The following is a 24,625-nucleotide window of genomic DNA, read 5'->3' on the forward strand; positions in this document are numbered from 1 at the left end:
AAAGGCAGCCCTTCGACAAGCTCAGGGCGAACGGTTCCTTTGGGGGCGGACGCTCTCTCAGCCCGGCGTAACCGCCTGCGCCTCGCGCCCATCGCCCTGCGGCGCGGCCAGGATGTTCTGCGTCACGTTGCCCTTGGCCACGGTCTGCGTCTCGGGATCGCCAACCTTGCTGCGGATGCTGGTTTCGGCGGCGCCGGCCTTGCCCAGCGTCGATTTCTCGATCTCGCTGCGCGGGGCCGATCCGCCGAACAATGCGTCGAGCGCCTGGTTCGCGGCATCGGCATCCTGCGGACGCGGCGCGCCGGGCGATGGCGGGTTGAGCGCGAAATCGGGCGGCACCACTAGCGGCGCGGCGCGGGTCACCGCAAATTCGTCGGGCCGCGCGCGGTTGAGCAAGCCGCTGCTGCCGCACGCGGACAGCACCGTTGCGGCCGATGCCAGGACGAGGATGGTGGCGACTTTGCGCATTCTATAGTCCTTCAGAAACCGTGGGCCAGGCGCTTACGCGCTCTGTCCGGAAGTGGCGGGCTTTTCGCGCAGAAGCAGCGAGCGGGCAAGCAGTATCAGCACGCCGCAGGTGATCGCGGCATCGGCCAGGTTGAAGATCAGGAACGGGCGCCATTCGCCGAAGTGCAGATCGGCGTAATCGATCACGTAGCCCGAAAACGCCCGGTCCCAGATATTGCCCATCGCCCCGCCCAGGATCAGCGCAAGGCCGCCGATCTCGCCCCACGCCTTCTCGCGCAGCAGCCACACGACAACGCCGATTGCGATCGCGGCGGTAACCGCGACCAGCAACCAGCGCTGCTGCGGCGAATCCGCGGTGAACATGCCGAGCGAGACGCCGTAGTTTTCGGTATAGCGGAACGCATAGATCGGCAGCACATGGAACGGGCCCTTGAAGGGCAGTTCCAGCGGCCCGGTCAACAGCCACTTCACCCCGCGATCGACTGCGAAAATCGCCAGCGCAAGCGCCAGCCCGCGAGCGCGCAGGGGAGTGAGCAGGGTCATGCAACCGCGTCCATGCCCGACACGACCTGATCGCACCGTGAACAGAGATCGCCGCCTTCCTTAGCTTTGGGAAGGTGGCGCCAGCACCGCTCGCACTTGGGTTGCGAGGTACGGATAACATTTTCGTGCTCGCCTTGGTGAACTTCGGCCGAGATAAACAGTTCGGATAAGTCGACGCCGGGGTACGAGTGGTTGATCCAGACTTCTGCTTCGAGGCTTGAACGGATATCCTTGTTGCGTCGATAAGGCTCGATGGCCTCGTTCACGGCCATCCGGACTTCGCGCAATGCAGTCCACCGCTCCACCAATTCGTCGCCCCGGACTTGATCCGGGGTTTGGCTGCTTTCTTCGCCGTCGGATGAAGAAGCCGAACCCCGGCCTTCGCCGGGGTGACGGAGAGTTGGGGCGCCCGCAACCTCCGGCCAAACCAGCAGATGCACGCTCCCCGCCTCGGGAAACCGCGTGCCCCAGACCTCCTCAGCCGTAAACACCAGCACCGGCGCGGCATACCTCACCAGCGCATGGAACAGCGTGTCCAGCACCGTCCGATACGCCCGCCGCTTGGGATCGGTTGCCGCGTCGCAATACAAACAATCCTTGCGGATATCGAAGAAGAACGCCGACAAGTCCTCGCTGCAGAAGTCGGTCAGCGCGCGGACGTATGTGTTGAAATCGAACGCCTTTACCGCCGCATCAAGCGTGCCGTCCAGCTTCGCGAGCAGCGCCAGCATGTAGCGTTCCAACTCGGGCATAGCGGCCACGTCGGCCACCCGCTCGCTCTCGTCGAACCCGTCCAAAGCGCCCAGCAGATAACGGAACGTGTTGCGCAACTTGCGGTACTGGTCCGCCACTCCGGCCAGGATTTCCTTGCCGATGCGGTGGTCCTCGGTAAAATCGACCGACAGCGCCCACAGCCGCAGGATATCGGCGCCATAATCGCGCATCAGGTCGAGCGGGTTGATGGTGTTGCCCAGCGACTTGGACATCTTCATGCCCTTGGCGTCCATCGTGAAGCCGTGCGTCAGCACCGCCTTGTACGGCGCGTGGCCGCGCGTGGCGCAGGATTCCAACAGCGACGACTGGAACCACCCGCGATGCTGGTCGCTGCCTTCGAGATACAGATCGGCCTTCGGGCCGGTCCAGCCCTCGGGGCGGAGCAAGTCGGGCCAGCGCCCCGATTCGAGCACGAATGCGTGTGTGCAGCCCGAATCGAACCACACATCGAGAATGTCGGTGACGCGCTCGTAATCCTCGGCCGCGTAATCGCTCCCAAGGTATTCTTGCGCGCGCTCATCGGTCCAGGCGTCCACACCCTCGGCCTTGATCGCCGCCACGATCCGCGCGTTGACCGCCGGATCGGCGAGGTACTGGTTGGTGCCCTTCTTCACGAACAGCGTGATCGGCACACCCCAGGCACGCTGGCGCGACAGCACCCAATCGGGCCGCCCCTCGACCATCGCACCGATACGGTTACGACCCTTTTCGGGCACGAAGCGCGTGGCGGCGATGGCGGCCATCGCGGTTTCCCTAAGAGTCCCCCGCCCGCTTGCGGGAGGGGTTAGGGGTGGGCTCTTTTCTTCCGCGCCCAGTTCCCGATCCATCGGCACGAACCACTGCGGCGTGCAGCGATAGATCACCTTGGCCTTCGATCGCCACGAATGCGGATAGCTGTGCTTGTATTCGGCACTCGCCGCCAACAGCCCGCCCGCCTCGCGCAAATCCGAACAGATCGGCCCATCGGGCGCATTGAACTTGGCGTTGATGACCGAACCCTGCCCGCCCAGCCAAGCCCAGTCCGCGCGATACTTGCCATCGCCCTCGACCGCGAACACCGGTTCGAGCCCGTGCGCCTTGCACAGCGCGAAATCGTCCTCGCCGTGATCGGGCGCCATATGGACCAGGCCCGTGCCGCTGTCGGTGGTGACGAAATCGCCGGGCAGGAACGGGCGCGGGCGGAGGAAGAATTCGGCCATTTTCGCAAATTCGTCGTCCCGGACTTGATCCGGGGCTTGGCTTGCTCCTTTACCGACGTCCGAAGAGACGCCTAGGCCCGCATCAAGTGCGGGCTGACGGAAATGGTTGGCCATCGGGTGGCGGGCGATGGTGCCGGCGAGGTCGGAGCCTTTGCCGCGCCACACGACACAATCGCCGATAAACCCAAGCTGAGTCCGACCAGAAACCTGGGCGAGCAAATCCTTCGCAATCAGGACCGGCCGAAGCTCCATGTCGTGAACATCTTTTACGCCGATTGATTCGACCGCGACGTATTCAATGTCCGGCCCATAAGCGATCGCTTGGTTCACCGGGATCGTCCACGGCGTGGTCGTCCAGATCACCGCATAAGCGCCGACCAGCTCCGCAATCGGCGAGTCAACAATCTCGAACGCCACGTCGATCTGCGTCGAGACGATATCCTCGTACTCGACCTCGGCCTCAGCCAGCGCGGTCTTTTCGACCGGCGACCACATCACCGGCTTGGCGCCGCGATACATCTGGCCGCTCTCGGCGAACTTCATCAGTTCGGCAACGATCGTGCCTTCGGCCTCGGCGTCCATCGTCAGGTAGGGATGGTCCCAATCGCCATTGATGCCGAGCCGCTTCAACTGCTCGCGCTGAACATCGACCCATTTCTGCGCATAAGCGCGGCATTCGGCGCGAAACTCGACCGGATCGACCTCGTCCTTGTTGAGCTTCTTCTTGCGGTATTCCTCTTCGACCTTCCATTCGATGGGCAAGCCGTGGCAATCCCAGCCGGGCACGTAGGGCGCATCCTTGCCCAGCAGCGATTGCGTGCGGCAGACCATGTCCTTGAGGATGTGGTTGAGCGCGTGGCCGATGTGCATGTCGCCATTGGCGTAAGGCGGGCCATCGTGGAGGATGAACTTTTCCGCACCCGCGCGGGTTTCGCGCAGCGTGCGATACAAGTCCTGGTCCTGCCAGCGCGCGAGAATGCCCGGCTCCTTCTGCGGAAGGCCGGCTTTCATCGGGAACGGCGTCTTCGGCAGGAAGACGGTATCGCGGTAGTCGCGCTTGGCTGTCGGCTCGGTCATGCCCGGCCGCTTAGGAGCCTCTTCGCCTCTTCGCAATCCTTGGCCATCTGCCTGGTGAGGTCATCGAGGCTGTCGAACTTCGCCTCGGGCCGCAGGAAGTGGTGGAAAGCCACCTCGATCTCGGCCCCGTAAAGATCGCCCGACCAGTCGAAGAAATAGGGTTCGAGCAATTCCTTGGGCGGATCGAACGTGGGCCTGATGCCGACATTGGCCGCGCCTTGCACTTCCACGCCGCCGGGCAAGCGTTCATCAGGTATTTTGGCGGTCACCGCATAGATGCCGTAGCGCGGGCGCAGATAGCTGCCGATATCGAGGTTGGCGGTGGGGAAGTTGATCGTCCGCCCCAGCTTGTCGCCGTGCTGCACCGTGCCGCGGATCGCGAAAGGCCGCGTCATCAGGCGTTCGGCGGTGGCGCAATCGCCCGATTGCAGCGCCTGGCGGATGCGGCTGGAGGAGACGACCTCGCCCCCCTCCTCGACCGGGCCGACCGCGCGCGCTTTCAGCCCGCAGGTGGCGCCAAGTTCCGACAGCAGTTGCAAGTTGCCGCCGCGCCCCTTGCCGAAGGTGAAGTCCACGCCGGTTACCACGCCCGCTGCGCCCAGATGATCGCGCAGCAGACCTTCGACGAAGCCCTCGGCGGTGATGGCGGCAAATTCGGCGTCGAAGGTGAACACCAGCATCGCATCGGCCCCGGCGCCGGCGAACAATTCCTCGCGCTGGTCGAGCGAAGTCAGCCGGAACGGCGCGGCCTCGGGCTTGAAATAGCGCACCGGGTGCGGATCGAAAGTGGCGACGATCGCGGGGCGGCCTTCGGCCCGTGCCCACCGCACCGCCTCGCCCACCACCGCCTGGTGGCCGAGGTGGAACCCATCGAAGTTGCCGAGCGCGATGATAGCACCGCGCAAGGAATCGGGGATGGGGTTGCGCGCGTCGAGCCTCACGTCGCGCGCTCCAGCGTCACGAAGGCAAAACCGGGCCGATCGCCAACTGCCGGGTGTTCCTCGCGCGCCACTTCGCGCCAGTCCGCGCCGGGTGTGGGCATTGTGGTGTCACCGAGGACGTCGGCATGAACTTCGGTCAATTCAAACCGATCGGCCCGATCGCCAAACAGCGCATAGACTTGCGCCCCGCCGATCACCATCACCTCGCCCTCACCCGCCAGCGCGAGCGCGGCATCGGGATCGTGCACAACCTCGGCCCCATCGGCCCGCCAGCCGGCATCGCGCGTCAGCACGATATGGCGGCGGCCTGGCAAGGGCGCGGGAAAGCTCTCGAACGTCTTCCGCCCCATGATCATCGCTTTGCCCATGGTCAGCGTCTTGAAGTGCTTGAGGTCGAGCGGCAAGCGCCATGGCAGCGCGCCATCGCGGCCAATCGTGCCGTTGCGGGCGCGCGCGGCAATCAGCACGACAGTCTGCGTCACAGCACCAACCGCGTCACGTGGCCCATCTTGCGCCCGGGCCGCACCGCGGCCTTGCCGTAGAGGTGCAAGTGGTTGCACGGATCGGACAGGATCTGGTGCCAATCGTGCGCATCGTCGCCGATCAGGTTGTCCATCACCACGCCCCTGGCCGCCAGCGCGCAATCGCCCAGCGGCAGCCCGCAGATCGCGCGGATGTGATTCTCGAACTGGCTGGTGAGCGCGCCCTCGATCGTCCAGTGCCCCGAATTGTGGACGCGCGGCGCCATTTCGTTGAACACCGGGCCGGCTTCGGTGGCGAAGAATTCGACCGCCAGCACGCCGACGTAATCGAGTTCCGCCGCGATCTTGCCCGCCAGCGCGCGCGCTTCCGCGATCTGGCTGCCGATCAGCGGCGATGCCGGGACGGTGGAGCGGGCGAGGATGCCGCGATTGTGCCTGTTTTCCGGGCTATCCCAGAACCGCACGTCGCCATCGGCCCCGCGCACCAGCAGCACCGAAAACTCCGCCTCGAACCGCACCAGGCCTTCATAGACCAGCGCGCGATCGATTTCGGGCACGTTGTCGATATCGGCCGGGGTCATGATCCGCCACTGGCCCTTGCCGTCATACCCGTCGCGCCGGGTCTTGAGGATGCCGGGCGCGCCGATCGTGTCTATCGCGATGGCAAGCCCGGCCATGTCGGCGACCGGCGCCCACGGCGCGGGCCGCCCGCCCATCGGTTCGACGAAGGACTTCTCTGCAACCCGGTCTTGCGCCACTTCGAGCGCCTTGCAATGCGGTTGCAACCGCGTTGCGGCGCGCACAACAGCCAAGGGTTCGACCGGCACGTTCTCGAATTCGTACGTCACCACCGCGCATTGACTGGCGAACCGTTCGAGCGCGGCCAGGTCGTGCCAGCCGGCGCAAGTGAATTCCGCGCAGACGTCGGCGGCAATGCTTTCGGGCTCGGGCGCATAGACGTGGCAGCGATAGCCCAGATTGGCGGCCGCCAGCGCCAGCATCCGGCCAAGCTGGCCGCCGCCGAGAATACCGATGGTTTCGCCCGGGGGGATCATGATGTCAGCGGAATCATGCCGGCTTTTCAGCGACTGCACTGGTCTGTGCGGCGCGCAAAGCCTTGAGCCGGATCGCCAATTCCGGGTCCGAGGTGGCCAGGATCGCCGCCGCCAGCAGCCCCGCATTGGTCGCCCCCGCCGCACCGATCGCCAGCGTGCCGACCGGGATCCCTGCGGGCATCTGCACGATCGACAGCAGGCTATCCATGCCCGACAGCGCCTTTGATTGCACCGGCACGCCCAGCACCGGCAAGTGCGTCATGCTCGCCACCATGCCCGGCAAATGCGCCGCGCCGCCCGCACCCGCGATCACCACCTTGAAGCCAGCATCCGCCGCGCCTTGCGCAAACGACACCAGCCGATCGGGGGTGCGGTGCGCCGAAACGATCCTGCAATCATGCACAATGCCAAGCTTATCAAGCGCTTCCGCTGCAAGCTTCATCGTCTCCCAATCGCTCTGGCTGCCCATTACGATGGCGACCAATGGCTTTTCACTCACAGTTCTGTCCCCCTGGGCCATCCCCCCGGTCCCGCGGCCGTCTTAGCGATCGGCGAGATAGTAGCGCTCCACTTCGCCAAGCGCATCGTCAAGTTCGTAGATGATCGGCTGTCCGGTCGGGATTTCAAGCCCGGTGATCTCGTCGTCCGAAATGCCCGACAAGTGCTTGACCAGCGCGCGCAATGAATTGCCGTGCGCCGCCACCAACACCGTTTCGCCCGAACGCAGCGCGGGGGCGAGCTTTTCCTCCCAGCACGGCAGCACGCGCGCGATCGTATCCTTGAGGCTTTCGGTCTGCGGCACGGTGATCCCGGCATAGCGCGGATCCGCCGAGAGATCGAATTCGCTGCCCTTTTCGAGCACCGGCGGCGGCACATCGAAGCTGCGGCGCCACACCTTGACCTGGTCATCGCCATGCTTCGCCGCGGTCTCGGCCTTGTCGAGCCCCGTGAGTCCCCCGTAATGCCGTTCGTTAAGTCGCCAGTCCTTGTCCTCTGGCACCCACAGCCGGCCGCAGCCTTCGAGCGCCAGGTGCAAGGTCTTGATCGCGCGAGTCTGGAGCGAAGTGAACGCCGTGGTCGGCAGCACACCTCGGTCACGCAAAAGATGCCCGGCGGCGACCGCTTCGGCAGCGCCCTTCTCGGTCACGTCGACATCCCACCAGCCGGTGAAGCGGTTTTCAAGGTTCCACTGCGATTGGCCGTGGCGGATCAGGATCAGGCGGGGCATCGGCAAGGACCTGCGGGCTATAAGGTTGGGCCGGAAACGAAGCGCAGGCCCTAGCCATCCCCCGCTTGTTTGGCCAGCGTCGGTTTTACCTGTGCCGGTTTGTCAGCAGTCTCACCGGCGACGGCTGCGGGCTGTTGCTGCCCCAGCGTGCGGGCCTGTTGCTTGCGGCGGCGCAAGTTGGCGCGCAACTGGGCAGCCAGTCGCTCCTCGCGGGTAAGCTTGGCCGAAGGTTTTGCGTTGTCCATTGCCGCTCCTTGCACTGCCGCAGCCACCCGGTGCCGATGCTTTGCCGCGTCGGGCAAACCAAGGCAAGTCCGGGCGGACGACGGCACGCGCTTGCGGTCTGAGCCGTGGGTTGACAAAGCCCTCCCTGCCCGCCAATAGCCCGCCCCTGCCCGCCGGCGTTTGCCGCGATTTTTGCGGGCTTTGCGGAATGGTGTGCTGCTGTAGCTCAGTGGTAGAGCGCATCCTTGGTAAGGCTGAGGTCGGGAGTTCAATCCTCCCCAGCAGCACCATTCCGCACCCCGGAAATCCGGGAAAGCACTGGAAATAAGCGGGATTTTACAGCCGACTGTTACACCTGTAATAGGAGCGGCGCATGTGTACCCACCTCGATAAGACCGGTGCGACCTACTATTTCCGCAGACTTGTCCCCGTGGATTTGATCGGGTGTTTCACCACGGCCACGGGCAAGCCGCGCAAGGAATGGAAGCGCAGCCTTGGCACCAAGGACCGGGAAGAAGCCAAGCGCCTCCTACGCCCCCACACGACCGAAACCGACAAGCTCATTGATGATGCCCGGACCGCGATCGGCATAGCCCCAGGAACGCCCACAGAGGAGCTTACAGGCACCGCGCGGGAGCGCGAGGAGCAACAGGCCCAAGCTGCCCTAGAGGCTGCCAGCGCGGCGCGGCGGGAAGCACGGGCCGAACTGCGGATGCTCTGGCGGCAACGGCGCAAGATGGCCACGGCGGAGTTATCCCCGGATCAGGCGGCAGCGGTGGATTTGATCCGCGAGCGGGATGCAGAGCTTGACGCACTGCGCAGCGCCGTGGCGGTCATGGAAACCGAAGTTGCCAACCGGGTCACTACGAACCGTGCCCCCACTGCATCAAGCTTGCACGCCCTGTTCGATCGGTATGCAGCATCCGGTGCGGCTAATCCAAAGACTGTCCGCAAGTGGCGTGCCCGTCTCGTGAACCTTGTCGGCTTCCTTGGCCATGATGATGCCAGCCGGGTAACCCGCGCGGACCTGAATAGGTGGATAGAGGGGCTTGTCGGCAAGGGGCTGGCCAAGAAAACCATCATTGACGGGTATCTCCCCGCCGTCCGGGTCGCACTGGCGATTGCCCATGATGACGGGGTTATCCCGGCTAACCCTGCCAGTGCATTGAAGGTGCGAGCGCCCAAGGCTGTGAAGCTCCGGGAACGTGACCTGACCGATGATGAAGCCATGACCATCCTAGGGGCCGCACTGGGGCCGCAACCTGCCGGGCTGGCTGTGAAGCACGCCCTTGCTAGGCGGTGGGTGCCGTGGCTGTGCGCCTACACGGGGGCACGGGTTGGGGAGATCACCCAGCTTCGGGCCAAAGACATTCGGCAAGAGGGCGGGATTTGGGTTGTCCACATCACACCGGACGCGGGGTCCGTGAAGACGTATGAGGCAAGGTCTGTCCCCCTGCATCCCCACTTGATCGAACAGGGCATACTGAAACTGGCCAAGGACGACGTTGCCACTCTGTTCTACAATGAGGGGGCGGGCAATGGGATCAATCCGGGGTCTAAAATCAGGGCAGCCGATCTAGCCAAGTGGGTTCGGTCCCTCGGCGTCACAGCACCGCAGCCCAATCATGGTTGGCGTCACCGCTTCAAAACTATGGCAAGAGCCGCTGGCGTCCCGGAGTATCTGGCCGAACGTGCCCAAGGCCATGCCCCAAGCAATGAGGGCGGCAAGTACGGGCTTAAACCCCTTGCCACCCTACATGATGCGATTGCGAGTATGCCCCGCTATTCTGTGGGGGTAGCCGCTTGAATGTCCACAGCCCGGAACCCCGTAGGACCCCAGCCCGGACGTGCCGGGACAACATCGGGAACGGTGTCAACGGCAACGGGTGCAGGTGAGGTGTCAGCAAGGCCAAGGCCATCGGCAAACCCGGCGTCACCCGTTCGGGCAGCCATTTCCCCCGCGTCCCGCGTGACCGTGGCCATGATGGGTTGCAGGTCAACAGCGTCCCCGGTTTCGATGTAGCGGGAGAGCGCCACGTTGTAACCGGCGAGGGTGGGAATGTCGCTGGCGTCCACCAGTTGCCCCAACCGTTGCAGCGGTGCCCGGAAAGCCGGGACTTGTTCCACGAACTTGTCGAGGGCTCTTTGGTACGCCAGCTTGATCGGCGTGCCCGTGCTCATAATGTCGGAGGCAACGCCGGTGATGGCGTCTGCATTGTGTCCGGCATCCCGGATCATGCAGAGCGCACCGTTGACCTTTGCGCGATCCCTTGCCGACAGTTTCACAGGTGACCCCGCTGGCGAGCTACCGCATACCGTTCGAACGCAAGCGATGGATTGTCGGGGGCAAGGGCCATGATCGCAGCCGGGATTTGATCCGGGCGCTTCTCTAGCAGAAACAGCATCACGCCACCGGGCACGGCACTGAAACCATTGATGGTGGATGGCTTGGTCGGGCTGGTCCGGGTGTTATAGTCGTATGTCGGGCGGGTGTAGGTGATAGCGAACCTACGGCTCAACAGGTCACCGCCTGCCGCAGCCGGGGAAGCGTCCGAAACCGTCACGTCCACAATACCGGCCATCAAGGCCTCACGGGCAGCGACAGCCTTGGCAGCCGCATCAATGTCCGCTTGGGCCACGGCGGCGTCGTATTCGATCTCCACGCTTGCGAGGCGGTTCCGGGCATCTTGTAGGCGGGTGAGCTTGGCAACATCCCGGCGGGCATCGTCAAGCTTTTGGGCAATCTTTGGTAAGGTCATGTAATCGCACTCGGTGCCGCACTAGGTTGATGAACTCCCCCTCCCCGGAGTGCGACATACAGGGAGGGGGACCAGTACCGCGCGGTAATGCGCAGGCCCAAGGAAAGATAAGGCCCCCTGCATCTGACCACCGGCATAAGCCGCAGACACAAGGGGGCCGCGCAATTGCTGCCACAAGGACAAGAAGCAATCAGCAAGGCGTTTGGTTAGATGGAATGGCAAGTGATGTGCCTGTTATGAACTCTCGGTATTTCCAAGGGCTCACAACAGGCCCCCGTGAAGCGGGCGGGGGCACGTGTCGAGATTATGGTTTCATGCCGTGTAGTGCGCTGCGCACTCGCGTATCCTCTAGCATGGCATCGAAGGAAGCTTTGCGGCTGGCCTCGAAAGCAATGTCAGCATCGGATAGGATGCGCTTGGGGAAGCGGCGGACAGTACGGCGGGGCATTGTGTGGTTGCTCATTGCCCCGCCTGCTTGGCTTTCTGCTTGTCACGCCAGAGGGTCATGCGTGATGGGTTCGCACTACGCTTACACCCACTGGGGCGACGCTGTAGGGGCTCCGGGAGATCAATGCCGAGCAAGTCCATAACATGCCGCATACCTTGACAGTGGGGATGGTCACGACCCCGCGTATAACGGGCCATCAGTTCGGGGGTAGTAAGCTTGGCGGTGTCAACAGTGACAATCATTGGTGTAACTCTTATTGACCCCTAGGGGTTATAATGGGGAACTTATGTGAGATAGCCCTAGCTACATTGGTTAGTGACCTAGTGGGATCACTAGAGCAACCTCATACAAGTTGGCGGGTAATGTGGCGGAGCCCCTATGCAATACCGGGGACATAGCAGACGATAATGGCGATGATGTATGGAAACAGCTTGTCACCCATATCAGACCATTATGATAAAGGGGTATCATACCTATTAGACCATTATGTCATTAGGGGATAAATCCATTATCAAGCTGTATGATAAAGGGTTTACAGTAGGGGAGTACCCACGGTCCCTACGGGACAAACCCGTGGTAAAATGGTTATACCCTAATACCCTATAGCATTTCCTTAGATTACCAGAGTGAAGCGGTAGGATCACCCTTGACCATCCCCCCTTAAGAAGAGGCCCCCTTAAGAAGAGGCCCCCCTACCCCCCAAGGTTACCCATTTCCGGCTAATACTTGCGTGTGAGGCAGGTATAGATTGGCATCGACAGCCCCACATCGGAATGATGCAGTAGCCCGAAATGGGTTTCGTATTGTGCTTGCGAGGCTCGGCCCGGTGTGGGCTGGTCCGCCGGTATGGCGTTTCCTTGAGTTCCTTCGGTCGCGGTGAGGAGAACACCCTTGCGCATCCAACACTGATCGGCAGCCCAAGGGCCGGTTCTTTCGGATCAGTGCCCATCCCGCCCGTGAGGACGCTTCCTGCCGTGGGGCAGGCGTGGGTGCATTTTGTTGTATCGGTAACGGAATGAGAGCGCCGAAACGCCTTCACCTTTCTATCGGTATCGAATGAGCGGCGCAGAAACTGCCTCTTGCTTCTTAACGGTTCAAATGGGCAGCGCAGAAACGCCTGTTGCTTCTTAGCGGTACCAATGGGCACCGGGCCACCGGCGCGAGCTTGACCAGCCCCGCTAGTTGGACCCCGGCGCAGAGGGGGGATGCCCGGCCCACGGGGCACAGCCGGGCACCCAAGCCGCTCCCGTGCAATCTGGCAGAGCAATGCCCATTTCCCCCGGACGCGCTGACAGGGCCTCCTAGGGCATTTCAGGGTGTGGGCTTGGGGAGCGCCGAAAATGAGACAGATGGCCCCCGCGTTTGCAAGGCCACCAGCCGCGCCCGGTCACCCCGCCAGCCGATAGACAGTGCTGCGGGCGACCCCAAGCCGCTTTGCAAGGGCAGCCGGGCGCTCTCCCGCCGCAAGGGCAGCCTTGATCCCCGCCGCGTCAACGGTGGGCTTGCGGCCCTGATAGACGCCGTTGGCTTTCGCTGCGTTGATCCCGTCCCGCTGGCGCTCCGCTCGAATGTCCGTCTCGAACTCCGCCACCGCTGCCAGCACTGCCATTGTCAGCTTCCCGGTGGAGGTGGAGGTGTCGATACCCGATTGTTGCAGCACCCGGAACGCAGCGTCCTTGGCGGTCACACGGGCGATAATCTGGTGCAGGTCAATCACGGACCGGGCTAGACGGTCCAACCGGGTTACTATCAGGGTGTCTTGCTTGTCGCGTATGTAGTCCAATGCCAGGGCAAGTTGTTCCCGGTCGCTGGCGCTGCGTCCGCTCTTCTTTTCGGCAAAGATGGGATAGCACCCCGCTTCCTCTAGGGCGGCAACTTGAAGCTCTAGGCTCTGTCCGATGGACGATACGCGGGCGTAACCAATGAGGGCCATGTGTGTGTTCCTGTGTCCTATTTGGGTGTAGACCTCTTGCCTAATACGTCCGATAAGGTGTAAGTCAACCCTATTCGTACACCGTGGGGCATCGGATAGGACGCCCGGTTAGACTATACCCTTAGCGGACAGCGGTTTTGCGGTGCCAAGGCGGGGCCGGGGAGACGCCGGGGGCCACGGGGGCACCCGGTTGTCATTAGGTGTGACTGGCAGGGGTTCCGCGCCTTGGCCTTGCGGCTGGCAGGCTGGGCGTCGTCGCTGCGCTGCGCGCGGGGGTGCGGGTTGGATCATGAGCACCGGCTGGGCCAAACTTGTCAGCAGGTGGGGGGCATGGGGGTAAACGGTGCATGTCTGATTGGAAGCACCCCCTCGCGTGGGGATGGCGATTTCAGGTCGCGGCAATCGCGCTGGGCAGGCATGTCCAACCCCCATCTACCCTTGTCAGAACGCGATCACGATCAACGAAGCAAAGATGATGGCCCGACCCTGCTGCATGAGGCTTAGACTGCTGGGGATGGTTGGCATCAAAACCCTTCATGCTACTTATAGTCTGTCGCGGACGGTGCTCCACTGCATGTAGGCAAGCTTTATGAGGGACTTGCAGGCCACATTAGCGGCAAACGTAAAGCGCCTCCGAGCGGCATTGGGCGTGTCCCAAGAAGAACTTGCCGAGCGGAGCGGGCTTCACCGGACCTATATCGGGGGGATTGAACGGGGTGAGCGCAACATCACCTTAGCATCACTCGAACGTATTGCTTCGGCGCTAGGCACAGAGCCCTCTCTCTTAATCGGGAGTGAGCAATAGTGGCTTTAGGAACTAGCGGTGTTCGGGTCAGCAGGAGCAAGGTCGATAGGCTGCATGTCGATGCACAGACCGCCCGCGATCGGGTTATGACTATGATTGACGCTATCCCTCCCGAAGACTTGGTGGCGTCTATCAAGCGCGCACCCAGCTTGCGGGGGATGATACTGGGCTACATTGCAGAGGAGATGTTCGAGAAGCACCTGCCCGAGCGGTACCACATGATCCTTTCTGAGCACATCGAAGCCCACGACGACCATGACAGGAAGGTCAATAAGTCGGACCGAACAGTTACCTATGGTGGACGTCGCTACGGCATCCAACTCAAGTCACTACAAACTGCATCCATCTGTATGAACATTGCCGGTGGTTACCTGCAAGCAGTTATACAGAATGACGCATCCGACCGAAGGGATGTACGCCTAGCCGACGGTTCGATCATCACGACAACCTGTTACGTCCGGGGTGAGTATGACATACTTGCCGCCCCCCTGTTTCCATTCACAGGGACTTGGGACTTTGCATACAAGCGCAATGAGGATTGCCGTGCCTCATCGTCCAATAAATACACGGCTTTTCAAGCATCGCAGTTACTTGCGACTACCGAAAACATTACGTGGCCACTGACTGACGATTGGCATACCAATCTCATAGACCTCCTAGATGATCGATCAGGAAGTCCCGTCGCCGCCCCCGATGTCATCACGGAGCCATCCGGAGAAGTTCGAATAGTCGAGACGGGGGCGATGATCCTGCCGCTGAAAGACTAGGAAGTAGGAGTGGTTCTTCCGCGCATGCTCTTGCTTTAATAGGCGTGAAATAACCGGAGCGTTGCGCCGCACTACGACAAACAGGTCCTTGCAGTAGAAGCCTTGCTTCTCGTATGCCCAGATTAGTTCAACATGGGTAAGTTTTTGTCGGTTGGCAGAAACTTCGTCCTGGCACTTGACAATAAATCGACCGCCGGGACGCAGTATCCTCTTAACTTCTGGTATCACTGACAGATAGGCTTCGAGTACCGCGTCGTGGTATTTGCGTACTTTCTTGCCCTTCTGCAAGGAACTATTTGAGTAGGCCTCCTGAAAGGCTGCATGGGTACCAGAGCCAGCAAGGGCCGCTTTGGTCGTCCTGTAGAGGCCCTCCATGTATGGGGGGTCAAAGACCACGGCATCGACGGACTGGTTCTCATACGGCAACTCGGTCCAGCACTGGCCCACCTTCAAATCAGATGCGAGCAGCACATAATCCTCTGTAGGTATCCTTTTCCAGAACACCCCCTTGCCATAAGTCAGGTCAGCAACGGTCGCACCCTTTTCAACGTGCAGGGCCAGCACTTGGGGAAACACTTCCGCGTTGTCTGCAAGGTGGGCCGAGACGACAACATTTGAGGTCGAAACCCCCCTCGCTTGTCTCCGACGAACGGCGGGGCTCTCGTCCTCGTCTGGCACTATGAGGGGGAGCATGTCGTTCATCTGTGAAATCCTTAATGCTACTTATAGTCATCGTAGAGGGCTTGCCTCCGCAGTGTCAAGCACAAGGTAGGCCGCATAACCGCAACAGGGAAGTAGGGCGGCGTGCCTACCCACCACTTGTTGAACGACAGGCCCTAGTCGGCAGTGTGCTCTCACATTGATCGCATTGCGCTAAGCTCTCCACTGGGCCTTGCGGCTCAATGTTCTTTGTACGTTCTACCTAGCCAAGTCAGACAGCCGGGGCAACAGGCACGACGTGCGGAGCCATCCCGGACCCCCAGCACTGTTGCCGAGTACGGCGAGGATTACGAGGTGCAGGGGTGCCCTTTTCCCCCGCGAGGTATGGGCATCGTATTGCCGCTTGCCGAAACCGTTACATTGGCCCATTACAGCAAAGGCGGCGGATGAAAAATACCGCTTAGTTTCAGTATGATGGCTCTCGGGGATGCGAGTTCAATCCTCCCCAGCAGCACCATTCCGCCCCCGGAAGACGGCCAATGTGTTGGAAATAAGCGGGTTTTTGCAGCCGTCTGTTACAGTCGTAACAGGAGCGGAGCGTGTGCGACCACCTCGATAAATCCGAAGCGCCCTGCTATTTCCCTCGTGCGGTGCGCCAAGGACTTGCTCGGGTGGTTCACCACGGTCACGAGCGAGCAGTGCAAGAAATCGAAGCGCAGGCTTGGCACCGAATTCCGAGAAAAAGCCAAGCATTTCCAGCAGCCCAGCGTGCCCGAAACCGACACCCTCAATGACGATGCGCGGTCTGCGCAAGCGATAGGCCCAGAAACGCTATCGATGATGCCGGCGATCGGCAAGGCTGCGGCTGGCCGTGTCGCGCGCCTCGCGCTGCCGAACGATATCTTGGCAGTGCCCCGGCAAAGCGCCGCTACCGTCCGTCGCCGACCAGCGAAAACGGCGCCCAGGCTGACGGATGGGCCCAGGTCTGGCTTATGCCCTGTTGCATGACCTTGTCCGCCACTCCGTTGTCGCGAACCGCCTTTACCGCCTGCTGAAGCGCTTCGGCCCGGTTCAGCGCCGGATTCTGCAGCACGCGCTCGATCGCGCCGACGGTGAGGCTGGGCGCCACGTCGTCTCGCACCGGCCAGTTCGACACCAGCAGATTGCGCGCGCCGGCATGGAAGAAGGCGCGCGCCAGGCCCGACAGGCCCGGCGCACCTGCGGTGCCGTCGCCGGCCGCAGTATTGCAGGCCGACAGGATGACCCAGTCCGCGCGCAACGACAATGCGGCAACCTCTGAACTGGTCAGGTAGCCGTCATCGGCCGCGCCTGGCGTTGCGGGGGGTGTGAAAACCAGCCCTGGTTCGGCCACAGTCGACAGCGATCCGCCGAGCAGGCCATGCGTTGCCAGTGAAATGATCCCCGCATCGCGCAGCAGCGGCGACGCGCGGAAGGTGGTTTCGCGATCGTTTGCACCCAGGAACAGCCGGTCGGCTGACACGCCGAGCACTTTGGCCATGGCATTGAGCTCGATCGCGGTACCCGGGATGCGCTTGAGACCGCGCAGTTCGACCGGATCGGCGAGCGGCACCGTCTCACCGGCGCGAAACCCGACCACGCCGGCCGCAAGTCCGGGCCCGCTGCGCAGTCCTCCCCGCCGCCGGCCGCCGTCGCCGCGATCGGCCATCGGCACCAACACGGCCGCGGGCGGATCGAGCACCGGATCACCGAAGCCGACGAAGCTGCGGTTTCCGCCAGTGGCGCTGCCTTCTGGCCGGTTGCGCAGCAATGCGAGCGACTGCAGCGATGGCAACTGGGTCAAGGCGTGATCATCGCCGAACCAATGCGTCGCGCGCAGCGCCGCCGGATCATCGTCGGCGCCTTCGGGCGGTGCGGCGACGAGCATGGCGAAGGGCAGCGAGGACAGCGCGCCGCCGCCGATCACGAACAGCCGCTTGTGGCCCGCGAGCGTGGCTGCGACGGGGGCGATCACCTGCTGCCACAGCGTGTAGGCGGTCTTGCGGTCGAAGCCATTTTCGCCGCCGCCTACCTCTCCGGTCCAAGTGGCGATTTCGACATCACTGGCCGTCACGTTGGCGCTGGCGAACCACAGCAACCGGCGCGTGGCCTGCGCTATCTGGTTGCGGTTCCAGTCGGATCGCTGCCAGGTCAGCGCGGTCCTGGTCAGCGCGAACAAGTGCGTGCCGAATTCACCAGGCTCGACGATCAGCACCGCCTCGTCCTCATCGAGCGTGGCCTGCGCCTGTGCCAGCGCCAGCGGATCCTGGCGGACGAGAGCAAAATAGCCGGGCGCGTCGTTGCGCAAGGCCACGTCGATGGCCGCGAACCGCGCCAGGATCGCCTGCTTGGCCGCATCGGCATCGCTGCGCGCCAGGCCGGCGGCGGCATCGGTGCCCGACGCGGCTTCGGCATATCGACGATCGGCGGCCAGGAACCGCCCGACCAGATCCTCGCGCTCGCGCGCCAGTTCGCCAAGCGCCGGCTTTCCCGCAGCGGCCAAGCGCCGGCCGGCTGCGAGCGCCACCGCCTGGCTGGCGGAAGTTGCCAGCGCGCGTTGCACGGCGGCAAAGGCCGCCTGCGGATCATGCTCGGCACCTTTGGCCGCCCACCGTGCATCGAGTTCGAGCGCGAACAGATCGACGCGCGAGATCGCCCCGGTTGCCGCGGCGAGCCGGCCCGGCAGCGGCAGGCTTTCCGAAACCGGGTTGGCAAGCGCCGCGGTCGTCAGCGGTCGCAATGCGTCGAGCGCAGTAGCCGCGACGGGCGCATCGGCGAGCCTTGCGCGCGTTTGCAGCACCGCCGCGGCGTTGGTCACGAGCGGATCGATACCGCGCATCCTGGCCAGGATCGCGGTGGCGGCATCGGCTTCCACGCGGGCCTGCGCGCCCTTGCCCGTCGCCAGCAGCGCCTGGCCGAGCAGGATGTGCGCGTTGGGGTAATCCCAACTCGCGGTCATCGGGTCCTTGTAGGTCGCGATCGTCGCCAGCACCGCGCGGGCATCGCGCGCGGCATCGTCGGGCTTGCCCAGCGACAGCAGTATCCGCGCGCGCTCCAACAGCACGGGCTTCATGTCGGGTGCCAGCGTGGGGATGTTGCCGACTTGCCCGTTCGCATACATTTCCCTGGAATGCTGCGCTTGTGAAGCGGCCAGCAACCGGACCCGCTCGATTACCTCGATCCGGCGCGTGGCCCATTCCACGCCCTCGCGGCCGTGACCGCTTTCGCCAAGCGCCGCGATATAGCTGTCGAAGGTATCCTGGGTGTTCGCATCGGTCTCGCCGGCGATGCGAACCAGTTTGGCAAGCTGCGCGCGCGCTTCATCGCTGCGCCCGGATAGGCGCAAAAGGTCGGCCAGGAATACCAGTTGGCGCACCACGTCGTCGCTGTGCGCACCCAGCGTTGCGCGGTTGATCTCGATCGCCCGCTGCAAGACCGGAATGCCCTCGTCGGGCCGCCCCGCCTCGAGCAGGAACACCGCCTTCATGTCGAGCTGGCTGGCGTAGAAATGCGTGTTCGGGCCCGGATAGCCTTCGAGGATGCGCAGCGCCTGTTCGACCAGCACGAGGTTATCCGCCGGCCCGCGTCGATCGGCATAATAGCGATCCTCGATCGCCCTGGCGCGGGCGAGAATGGCCGGCGCGCGCGCGATGCGGTCGCGCAGCATCGTGGCATCCTTCGCCTGCCCGGCCTTTTCGAGCCGATCCGCCAGCGCGGTCAGGGCGTCGCGATTGACAATCGTGTCGACATCGAACTGCGCCAGCGAAAGGTCCCCCGATCGCCTTGCCAGCGCAATCGCCACGGCGCTTTCGCCCAGCGCTTCACGGTGGCGCGCCGCCGCTTCGAGATCGTGGCCGAGCAGGTTCGTTGCACCCAATTGCTCCTCCAGCGGGCGGATCAGATCGAACGCGCGGATGCCCTGGGCCGGTTCGGCATAAGTGGCTTGCAGGCGCACCTGTTCGATGAAGCCCTTGACCTCGGGCCCGGCCAGCAACGCCAGGCCTTGCGCGGGTGCGGCCCCATCGGCAACGAGCGGGATGTAATCGAACACGCCATGCGCGCCGTCCGCCGGTTGGGCCTCGATGATGGCACTTGCCGCCTTGCGCATCGCGGGATTCGCATTTTCGACATCCTGCCAGTTGGTGCCGAGATAGCCGGCCCGGGCGCGCGTCAGGGCGATGCGCAACGCCAGTGGGCGATCGCCGCCCGCATCGATTGCCGCGGCCTGGGCGGCGGCATCGAACGCCTGGCCATAGCGCAGCGTCATCGTCGCGATCGCGGTCTGGTTCGCGAGCGCCGCCAGGCGCGCGGCCGATGCATCGGGCAAGGCGGCAATGGCGCCGTCGAGCACCGTGGCGGCCTCATCAAGCCGATCGGCCTGCCACAGCGCAATGGCAAGGTTTGCCCGCGTCAGCGCTGCGGCTTTCGCGAGGCCCAGCCCGTCCTGCCGATCGGACACGCGTTGCAGAACCGAGACTGCCTGATCCGCCTTGCCGCTGCGCAGGGTGGCCAGCGCGAGGTTGCCCTCAACGATCAACTTGTCGGCTTCGGACAGCCCTGCAATGGCAAGCGCCGCCCGCCCATCGGCAGCCGCTTCGGCCAGCCGCCCACAGGCTGTCTCGATGATCACGGCTTCGTTGAGCAGCCGAGCCATCGCGCTCCCGATCTGGTTGCTGCCCGCCTTTTCGCGCGACAGGGCGTCGCACGCCCGATCGATGAGGCCGGCCCGGTAAAGCGCGACATGGCCTTGTCCGGTAGTGGAAGTGGTGGACTCTGCCCCGGTGGCATCGGGCCCGGCCACGGCCGCCTGCGGCATCGCGGCACACAGAACCAGCACAATCATCGCTGTGCGGCGAACGTCACGCTTCCGATCAAGCCTCACATCAGTCCCTTTTGTCGTTTGCGCAACAAAGCGACCTAAGCACCAATCACATCGGTACTTCAAATGGTTGCAGAGCCTGGACACCTTGTCGGGACAGAAAGATGCGATGGCCGACGCGACCATCCTCACACCCGATGCAGCGATATCGGATCACCTGGTGGATGGATTTCTACATTCGTTCCGGCGCTTGCCCGCAAGGGGTGCAAATATCAGGATCGAACCACCGCCAGATCGGTCATGGCCGGGCGGCGTTGGTGATGTCGTGCGGCAAGTTGCCCTGGTGGCCGATGCCGTTGCCCCAAGTATCGCCCATGCTGATCACCTGGCGCCGATCGCTCCATTGCATGCCGTTTTTGCTGAAACCCGGGATATAGACCTGCAGGATCTCTTGCGAAGCGAAGGCGATCGACATTTGCCCGCTGAACAAATCGGCCGCGATCACGCTTTTGCCGAGGCCATACCATACGGTCAGGTCCACGGTGGTGACGATCGACGCGAACATCGAACAATCGCCGCCCCAGCCGGGGTGGACGGCAAACGCCGCGCGGGCCGATTCGGCCTGTTCGTGCGGAGCGCAGGCGGCTGCCCAGGTTACCCGGTTGAAATCGTCGCAGGTTGCCCACCATGGGCTGGCGAAGACCGAATCCGGATCGGCTACGTCGAATGTCTTGCTCTCCCTGTTGAATTTGAATCGATGGCCGGCGCGGTAAAGGCTGGTGCCGGCGGTAGTCAGCGAAATCGACGGGTTGTCGATTCCGGAGACCAGCTTTTCGTCGTCGTCGGTGACGAAAAGCTTGTTCGCCGTCCAGGAATGGGGAGTTTCCACGATGCCTTCTCCTGTTTTCCCGCGCCTGCCTCGCAAGCAATTCCAAGGTCATGCGTGCGGGGTGTACTTCATGGACATTTTTCTCACGCCGCCCCTGTCGTCTTGCCCGGCGCCGAGGGTGAACTGGGGCAGGCGACTTTCACGAACGGATCGAGCACGAACGGGTTGCTGCCGGCAAAGGTGCGAATGCGGAAATCGAAGCGTGCCCCGCCCTGGGTCAGACTGCCCTCGCCGATCACCGAACTGGCCCCGGGGCGGATCGCGGCCACTTTGGCCAGGCGAAACACCGCCCAGGAACCGGCCCAGGTCCGCACTTGCGCCGCGCCGCCGGTGGCGACCGGGGTAAACTTCACCGAAGCGCCACCCGACCCTGGCCAGTTGAACGTGGCCGGGATCGGTGATTTGCCGTCGAAAGTCATCGACTGGCCGTCGATCTCGAGCGTAACCGATCCGGCGCCGGACAGCGCCACTGGTTCGATCTGGTATGACAGCCGCGCCGAATTGGGATCGCTGGCGAAAAAGGTGTGGGTGATGGTATCGGCGGCCTGCAAGGCGCGGACATTGGCTTCGGTCAGCCCCACATCGGCAGCGTTGGGCTTGGCTGCCCAGAACGGCCCGGCGCGGTCGATATAGCCGCCGACTTCATCCGTGACGAACTTGGCAAACCGGCCTTGAGTTGAAAAAAAAACTGTGAAATCGGCAATGGCCAGGTCTGTCGCGGTGCCCGGCTGGACCGGGAACGCGCGCATCAGCGTCTGCCCGCAGGCATCGCCGAAACTGGCGCTGAGCGCGGCGCCCATCTGCGCGATCCGCGCCCCTCCCAGCGAGACGTTGGCATCGCTTGCAACAGATTTGGCCCACACCCCCGCCGGCAGCGGCAGGCTGCTACCGGACTGGTCAAGGCTCTGGATCAACGCCTTGGCTTCGGTGCTCTGCTGCGATCCCGCATCGCCGCCACCGCCGGGCATCACCGAGATCAGGTTCAGCTTTTCAGCCAGTTGGTTCATCGTTTGCAGCAGTCCATCGGCCGGGCTGCCATCGCCGGTGCCGATGAACGAGCGCAGCGGCAGGAAGGCCGTCACCGCTTCCGAGCGCCCACCCGCAGGCCCGGGCACCAGGCCGGCCCGGTTCATCACCTGGCCGGCGAGGCCGGTTGGCGCGCGGATCGGTTCGCCAAGCGCCGTCATGTCGGTGGCCTTGGCGATCGCCTTCAGGAGCGGCTTGATCGGCGATAACGGGCCAGCGCCATTGCGCAGGCGCTGGACGTTATCGGAAAGCGATGCCACGGGCTTGAGTTGAATCGAAGCCAGATAACCCTGCCATCTAGTGACAAATTCACCGAAGTAGAGCTGTTCCAGCCCCCCCTTCAAGGCGATCAGTTCGGTTGCGGACATCTGCGGCGTGCCGGCGTCGCCCACCACCCACTTTTCTTCCTCGAGCAATTGCGCGCCTTTCGCCACGATCGGCACGAACAGCTTGTCATAGCCGTTGCGCGTGAACAGCGCAGGCACGCCGGCGCCCGGCGCGAATGCCCCGGTGGCGGCAAAGAACAGGTCGGGTTGCGGGCCGGCGTTCTCGCGCGCGGTCCACATGCCCGAACCCGATGCCATCGCCCTGGACTTGAGCCGCCCATAGACGCGCACCGCTGCCGGCTGGGTGCGGATCACGGCGCGCGCGGATTCCACGCGTTGATCATCGATCGCGATCGGCTTGAACGCGCCATCGAACAAGGCGGTGGTGTGCCTGGCCAAGTCGGCCGCCTGCACTTCCGAACCCGCGCCACCGCGAGCGACCCACGCCGATTGCACCCAGGCGACCACCTGTTCGCCCTGGCTCGGCCCGCGTCCGCCCAGGATCAGATACGACTTCAGGTCGTCGTAAAGCGCGGTCGGCGCGCCAGTGTTGGCTGCCAGTTGCTTTTCGGCAAGATCGGCGAGCAGCGGGGTCAGCCGCATCTGCAAGTCTCGGCCGTAGATGCCCTTGATATCGCCCGCCAACCTGCCGCCCTGCCCAAGCCCCAGCACGAAGCTGGGGGCGTTGCGCATGTCGTTCTCTGCCTTGCCGAGCGCGCCCAGCGCGGCAAGATCCTGGTCGAGCCCGCTGATCTGGTGCGTGATATCGCTGTATTCGGCGGTGGTCCTGTCGACTTTGTCGATCAGTTCGGCATTGCGGAAATAGCCCCAGGTCCAGACTGACAACAGCAGGACAAAGGCCCCTGCTGCCGCGGCGCAGGACACCATGTAGCGTTGTCGGGTGCGCTTTTCCGCAGCGGGACTGCGGCCCGCCATGCCCTGTTCGGGGATGACCAGATCGGAAAAGAACCGCTTGAGAAAGTAGCTGCGGCCCTGCCCCACGCCGAACGCCGAGGCGCTGGCGGGAGCGCCGGCGCTGAGCAGGATGCGGTCGACCGGGTTGCCGGTCTGGATCGCCGAGGCAAGGTACACGCCGCGCAATCGTGCCGGAAGGTCGAACCGGCTCTTCTGGCCCAACGCGGTGATCAGCGCGGCGATCGGCGCGCGCAGCGATGCCAGTTGCGCCGGGAACGCGGCGACTTGCGCGCGCAAGTGCATCTGCGATTCGCCCTGCATGCGATCGACCACGCGCGACGAAATGCTTGTTACAAGCGCATCGAAACCGCTCAGCACCGCATTTGCATCGGGGTCGGTGCCGGGAACCGTGACGCCCAGCACCTGATCGGATTCACTGTCGGTGGCGCGGGCGAAGTATTCGCGGAAACCGGCGAGCAGGTCTGCCTTGGTCAGCAGCAGGTAGACCGGCAAGTCCTGCCCGAGCGTGCCACCGATCTCAGCCAGCCGCGCGCGCACGTTTTCGGCGTGGCTGGCCATCAGGCGCGGGTCGGCCAGGTCAGTCGCTGGAATGGCGACGACGATGCCGTTGAGCGGTTGCAGCGGGCGGTGGACCTTGAGCAGGTCGAGGAAGCTTTTCCAGCCTTCGCCATCGGCCTTGGCGTCGATGTCCTGCGTGACGTAGCGGCCCGCGGTGTCGATCAGCACCGCCTCGTCGGTGAACCACCAATCGCAGTTGGGCGTGATCGGCTGGCCCCGCAGCGCGCGGTATTCGCCGGCGACCGCGGTGGGGAAATTGAGCCCGCAATTGAGCAGAGCGGTGGTCTTGCCCGCGCCCGAAGGCCCGATGATCACGTACCACGGCAATTGGTACGCATAAGCCTGACGGGTGCCCAGCTTGGTGGCCTTGAGCATGCCCAGCGCCTGGTCGAGCTTTTCGGCCACTTCGCTGCGTTCGGCCGCCAGGGCATCGGGCTTGAGCGCGTCCATCAGCGCTTCGTTCTGCGCCCGGTCGCGACGGCGGGCGAGCAAGGCCAGTACGCCGACCACAACCAGCGGCAGCAGCGCGCACAACAGCGTCACCGGCCACCACGCTAACGGCCGCCAGCCGCCGACCGCGATCAACGGGCCGACGAACCAGATGAACACGCCCAGCGCCAGCGCGCCGACGATGCGCCAGAACCAGCGGTTGCGCAGCAGATCCTTGACCGAACTCATTGCAAGCCCCC

18 protein-coding genes and 1 tRNA gene are annotated in these 24,625 nt (G+C 63.7%); 3 read left to right on the forward strand and 16 right to left on the reverse strand.

All coding sequences use genetic code 11. From position 1 onward, the window contains the following. Nucleotides 1-57: 57 nt before the first annotated feature. The 9 genes from Q0R16_RS08185 to Q0R16_RS08225 are packed head-to-tail and all read right to left on the reverse strand — an operon-like array spanning nucleotide 58 to nucleotide 8,012. Nucleotides 58-468 (reverse strand): DUF3035 domain-containing protein, encoded by a 411-nt coding sequence (locus tag Q0R16_RS08185; protein WP_295634792.1) that lies wholly within the window; start codon nucleotides 466-468, stop codon nucleotides 58-60. A gap of 33 nt (nucleotides 469-501) precedes the next feature. Further along, a complete protein-coding gene (gene lspA / locus Q0R16_RS08190; RefSeq protein ID WP_295634794.1) occupies nucleotides 502-1,011 on the reverse strand; it encodes a signal peptidase II in 510 nt (169 codons plus the stop codon). Continuing rightward, nucleotides 1,008-4,061 (reverse strand): isoleucine--tRNA ligase, encoded by a 3,054-nt coding sequence (gene ileS, locus Q0R16_RS08195; RefSeq protein WP_295634798.1) that lies wholly within the window; start codon nucleotides 4,059-4,061, stop codon nucleotides 1,008-1,010. Before ileS ends, lspA begins: the two co-directional genes overlap by 4 nt. Continuing rightward, complete coding sequence (locus Q0R16_RS08200; RefSeq protein WP_295634801.1) at nucleotides 4,058-5,002, reverse strand: bifunctional riboflavin kinase/FAD synthetase; 945 nt, start codon at nucleotides 5,000-5,002, stop codon at nucleotides 4,058-4,060. The genes ileS and Q0R16_RS08200 overlap by 4 nt, the downstream gene beginning before the upstream one ends. Next, a complete protein-coding gene (locus Q0R16_RS08205) occupies nucleotides 4,999-5,484 on the reverse strand; it encodes a dihydrofolate reductase (RefSeq protein ID WP_295634805.1) in 486 nt (161 codons plus the stop codon). The genes Q0R16_RS08200 and Q0R16_RS08205 overlap by 4 nt, the downstream gene beginning before the upstream one ends. After that, nucleotides 5,481-6,539, reverse strand: coding sequence for a 5-(carboxyamino)imidazole ribonucleotide synthase (locus Q0R16_RS08210; RefSeq protein ID WP_295634808.1), 1,059 nt, complete (start codon nucleotides 6,537-6,539; stop codon nucleotides 5,481-5,483). The genes Q0R16_RS08205 and Q0R16_RS08210 overlap by 4 nt, the downstream gene beginning before the upstream one ends. 13 nt (nucleotides 6,540-6,552) lie before the next feature. Then, nucleotides 6,553-7,059 carry a 5-(carboxyamino)imidazole ribonucleotide mutase gene (gene purE, locus Q0R16_RS08215; protein ID WP_295634811.1) on the reverse strand — a complete coding sequence of 169 codons (507 nt, stop codon included), beginning with the start codon at nucleotides 7,057-7,059 and terminating at the stop codon, nucleotides 6,553-6,555. Nucleotides 7,060-7,080: 21 nt separating this feature from the next. Continuing rightward, on the reverse strand, nucleotides 7,081-7,767 hold the full coding sequence (gene gpmA / locus Q0R16_RS08220; protein ID WP_295634815.1) for a 2,3-diphosphoglycerate-dependent phosphoglycerate mutase: 687 nt from the start codon (nucleotides 7,765-7,767) through the stop codon (nucleotides 7,081-7,083). 50 nt (nucleotides 7,768-7,817) lie between these two features. Then, complete coding sequence (locus Q0R16_RS08225; RefSeq protein WP_295634819.1) at nucleotides 7,818-8,012, reverse strand: hypothetical protein; 195 nt, start codon at nucleotides 8,010-8,012, stop codon at nucleotides 7,818-7,820. 195 nt (nucleotides 8,013-8,207) lie between these two features. Between Q0R16_RS08225 and Q0R16_RS08230 the strand changes: the two genes are divergently transcribed. Next, a tRNA-Thr gene (locus Q0R16_RS08230) sits at nucleotides 8,208-8,282 on the forward strand. 83 nt (nucleotides 8,283-8,365) lie between these two features. Beyond that, on the forward strand, nucleotides 8,366-9,799 hold the full coding sequence (locus Q0R16_RS08235) for a DUF6538 domain-containing protein (protein ID WP_295634822.1): 1,434 nt from the start codon (nucleotides 8,366-8,368) through the stop codon (nucleotides 9,797-9,799). On the opposite strand, the gene Q0R16_RS08240 is transcribed toward Q0R16_RS08235, so the two are convergent. From Q0R16_RS08240 to Q0R16_RS08250, 3 genes are all read right to left on the reverse strand, one after another. Beyond that, nucleotides 9,775-10,278 carry a hypothetical protein gene (locus tag Q0R16_RS08240; protein WP_295634825.1) on the reverse strand — a complete coding sequence of 168 codons (504 nt, stop codon included), beginning with the start codon at nucleotides 10,276-10,278 and terminating at the stop codon, nucleotides 9,775-9,777. The genes Q0R16_RS08235 and Q0R16_RS08240 overlap by 25 nt on opposite strands. After that, nucleotides 10,275-10,751: a hypothetical protein gene (locus tag Q0R16_RS08245; protein ID WP_295634829.1), complete on the reverse strand. Its 477-nt coding sequence runs from the start codon at nucleotides 10,749-10,751 to the stop codon at nucleotides 10,275-10,277. Before Q0R16_RS08245 ends, Q0R16_RS08240 begins: the two co-directional genes overlap by 4 nt. 1,835 nt (nucleotides 10,752-12,586) lie before the next feature. After that, nucleotides 12,587-13,132, reverse strand: a complete 546-nt coding sequence (locus Q0R16_RS08250) for a recombinase family protein (protein ID WP_295634831.1) — start codon at nucleotides 13,130-13,132, stop codon at nucleotides 12,587-12,589. Nucleotides 13,133-13,721: 589 nt separating this feature from the next. Between Q0R16_RS08250 and Q0R16_RS08255 the strand changes: the two genes are divergently transcribed. After that, on the forward strand, nucleotides 13,722-13,937 hold the full coding sequence (locus Q0R16_RS08255; RefSeq protein ID WP_295634835.1) for a helix-turn-helix transcriptional regulator: 216 nt from the start codon (nucleotides 13,722-13,724) through the stop codon (nucleotides 13,935-13,937). A gap of 668 nt (nucleotides 13,938-14,605) precedes the next feature. Here Q0R16_RS08255 and Q0R16_RS08260 read toward each other — a convergent pair. The 4 genes from Q0R16_RS08260 to tssM form a co-directional block, all read right to left on the reverse strand. After that, the gene (locus tag Q0R16_RS08260) at nucleotides 14,606-15,406 is read right to left on the reverse strand and encodes a DNA methyltransferase (protein ID WP_295634838.1); all 801 of its coding nucleotides are present in this window, start codon (nucleotides 15,404-15,406) and stop codon (nucleotides 14,606-14,608) included. 886 nt (nucleotides 15,407-16,292) lie between these two features. Next, the gene (locus Q0R16_RS08265; protein WP_295634840.1) at nucleotides 16,293-20,225 is read right to left on the reverse strand and encodes a CHAT domain-containing tetratricopeptide repeat protein; all 3,933 of its coding nucleotides are present in this window, start codon (nucleotides 20,223-20,225) and stop codon (nucleotides 16,293-16,295) included. A gap of 274 nt (nucleotides 20,226-20,499) precedes the next feature. Further along, a complete protein-coding gene (locus Q0R16_RS08270; protein WP_295634843.1) occupies nucleotides 20,500-21,090 on the reverse strand; it encodes a hypothetical protein in 591 nt (196 codons plus the stop codon). An 83-nt stretch (nucleotides 21,091-21,173) separates the two neighbouring features. Then, nucleotides 21,174-24,614: a type VI secretion system membrane subunit TssM gene (gene tssM / locus Q0R16_RS08275; protein ID WP_295634846.1), complete on the reverse strand. Its 3,441-nt coding sequence runs from the start codon at nucleotides 24,612-24,614 to the stop codon at nucleotides 21,174-21,176. Nucleotides 24,615-24,625 lie beyond the last annotated feature (11 nt).

Origin of the sequence: Novosphingobium sp. (assembly GCF_025351285.1) — a bacterium.
Taxonomy (GTDB): Bacteria; Pseudomonadota; Alphaproteobacteria; order Sphingomonadales; family Sphingomonadaceae; genus Novosphingobium.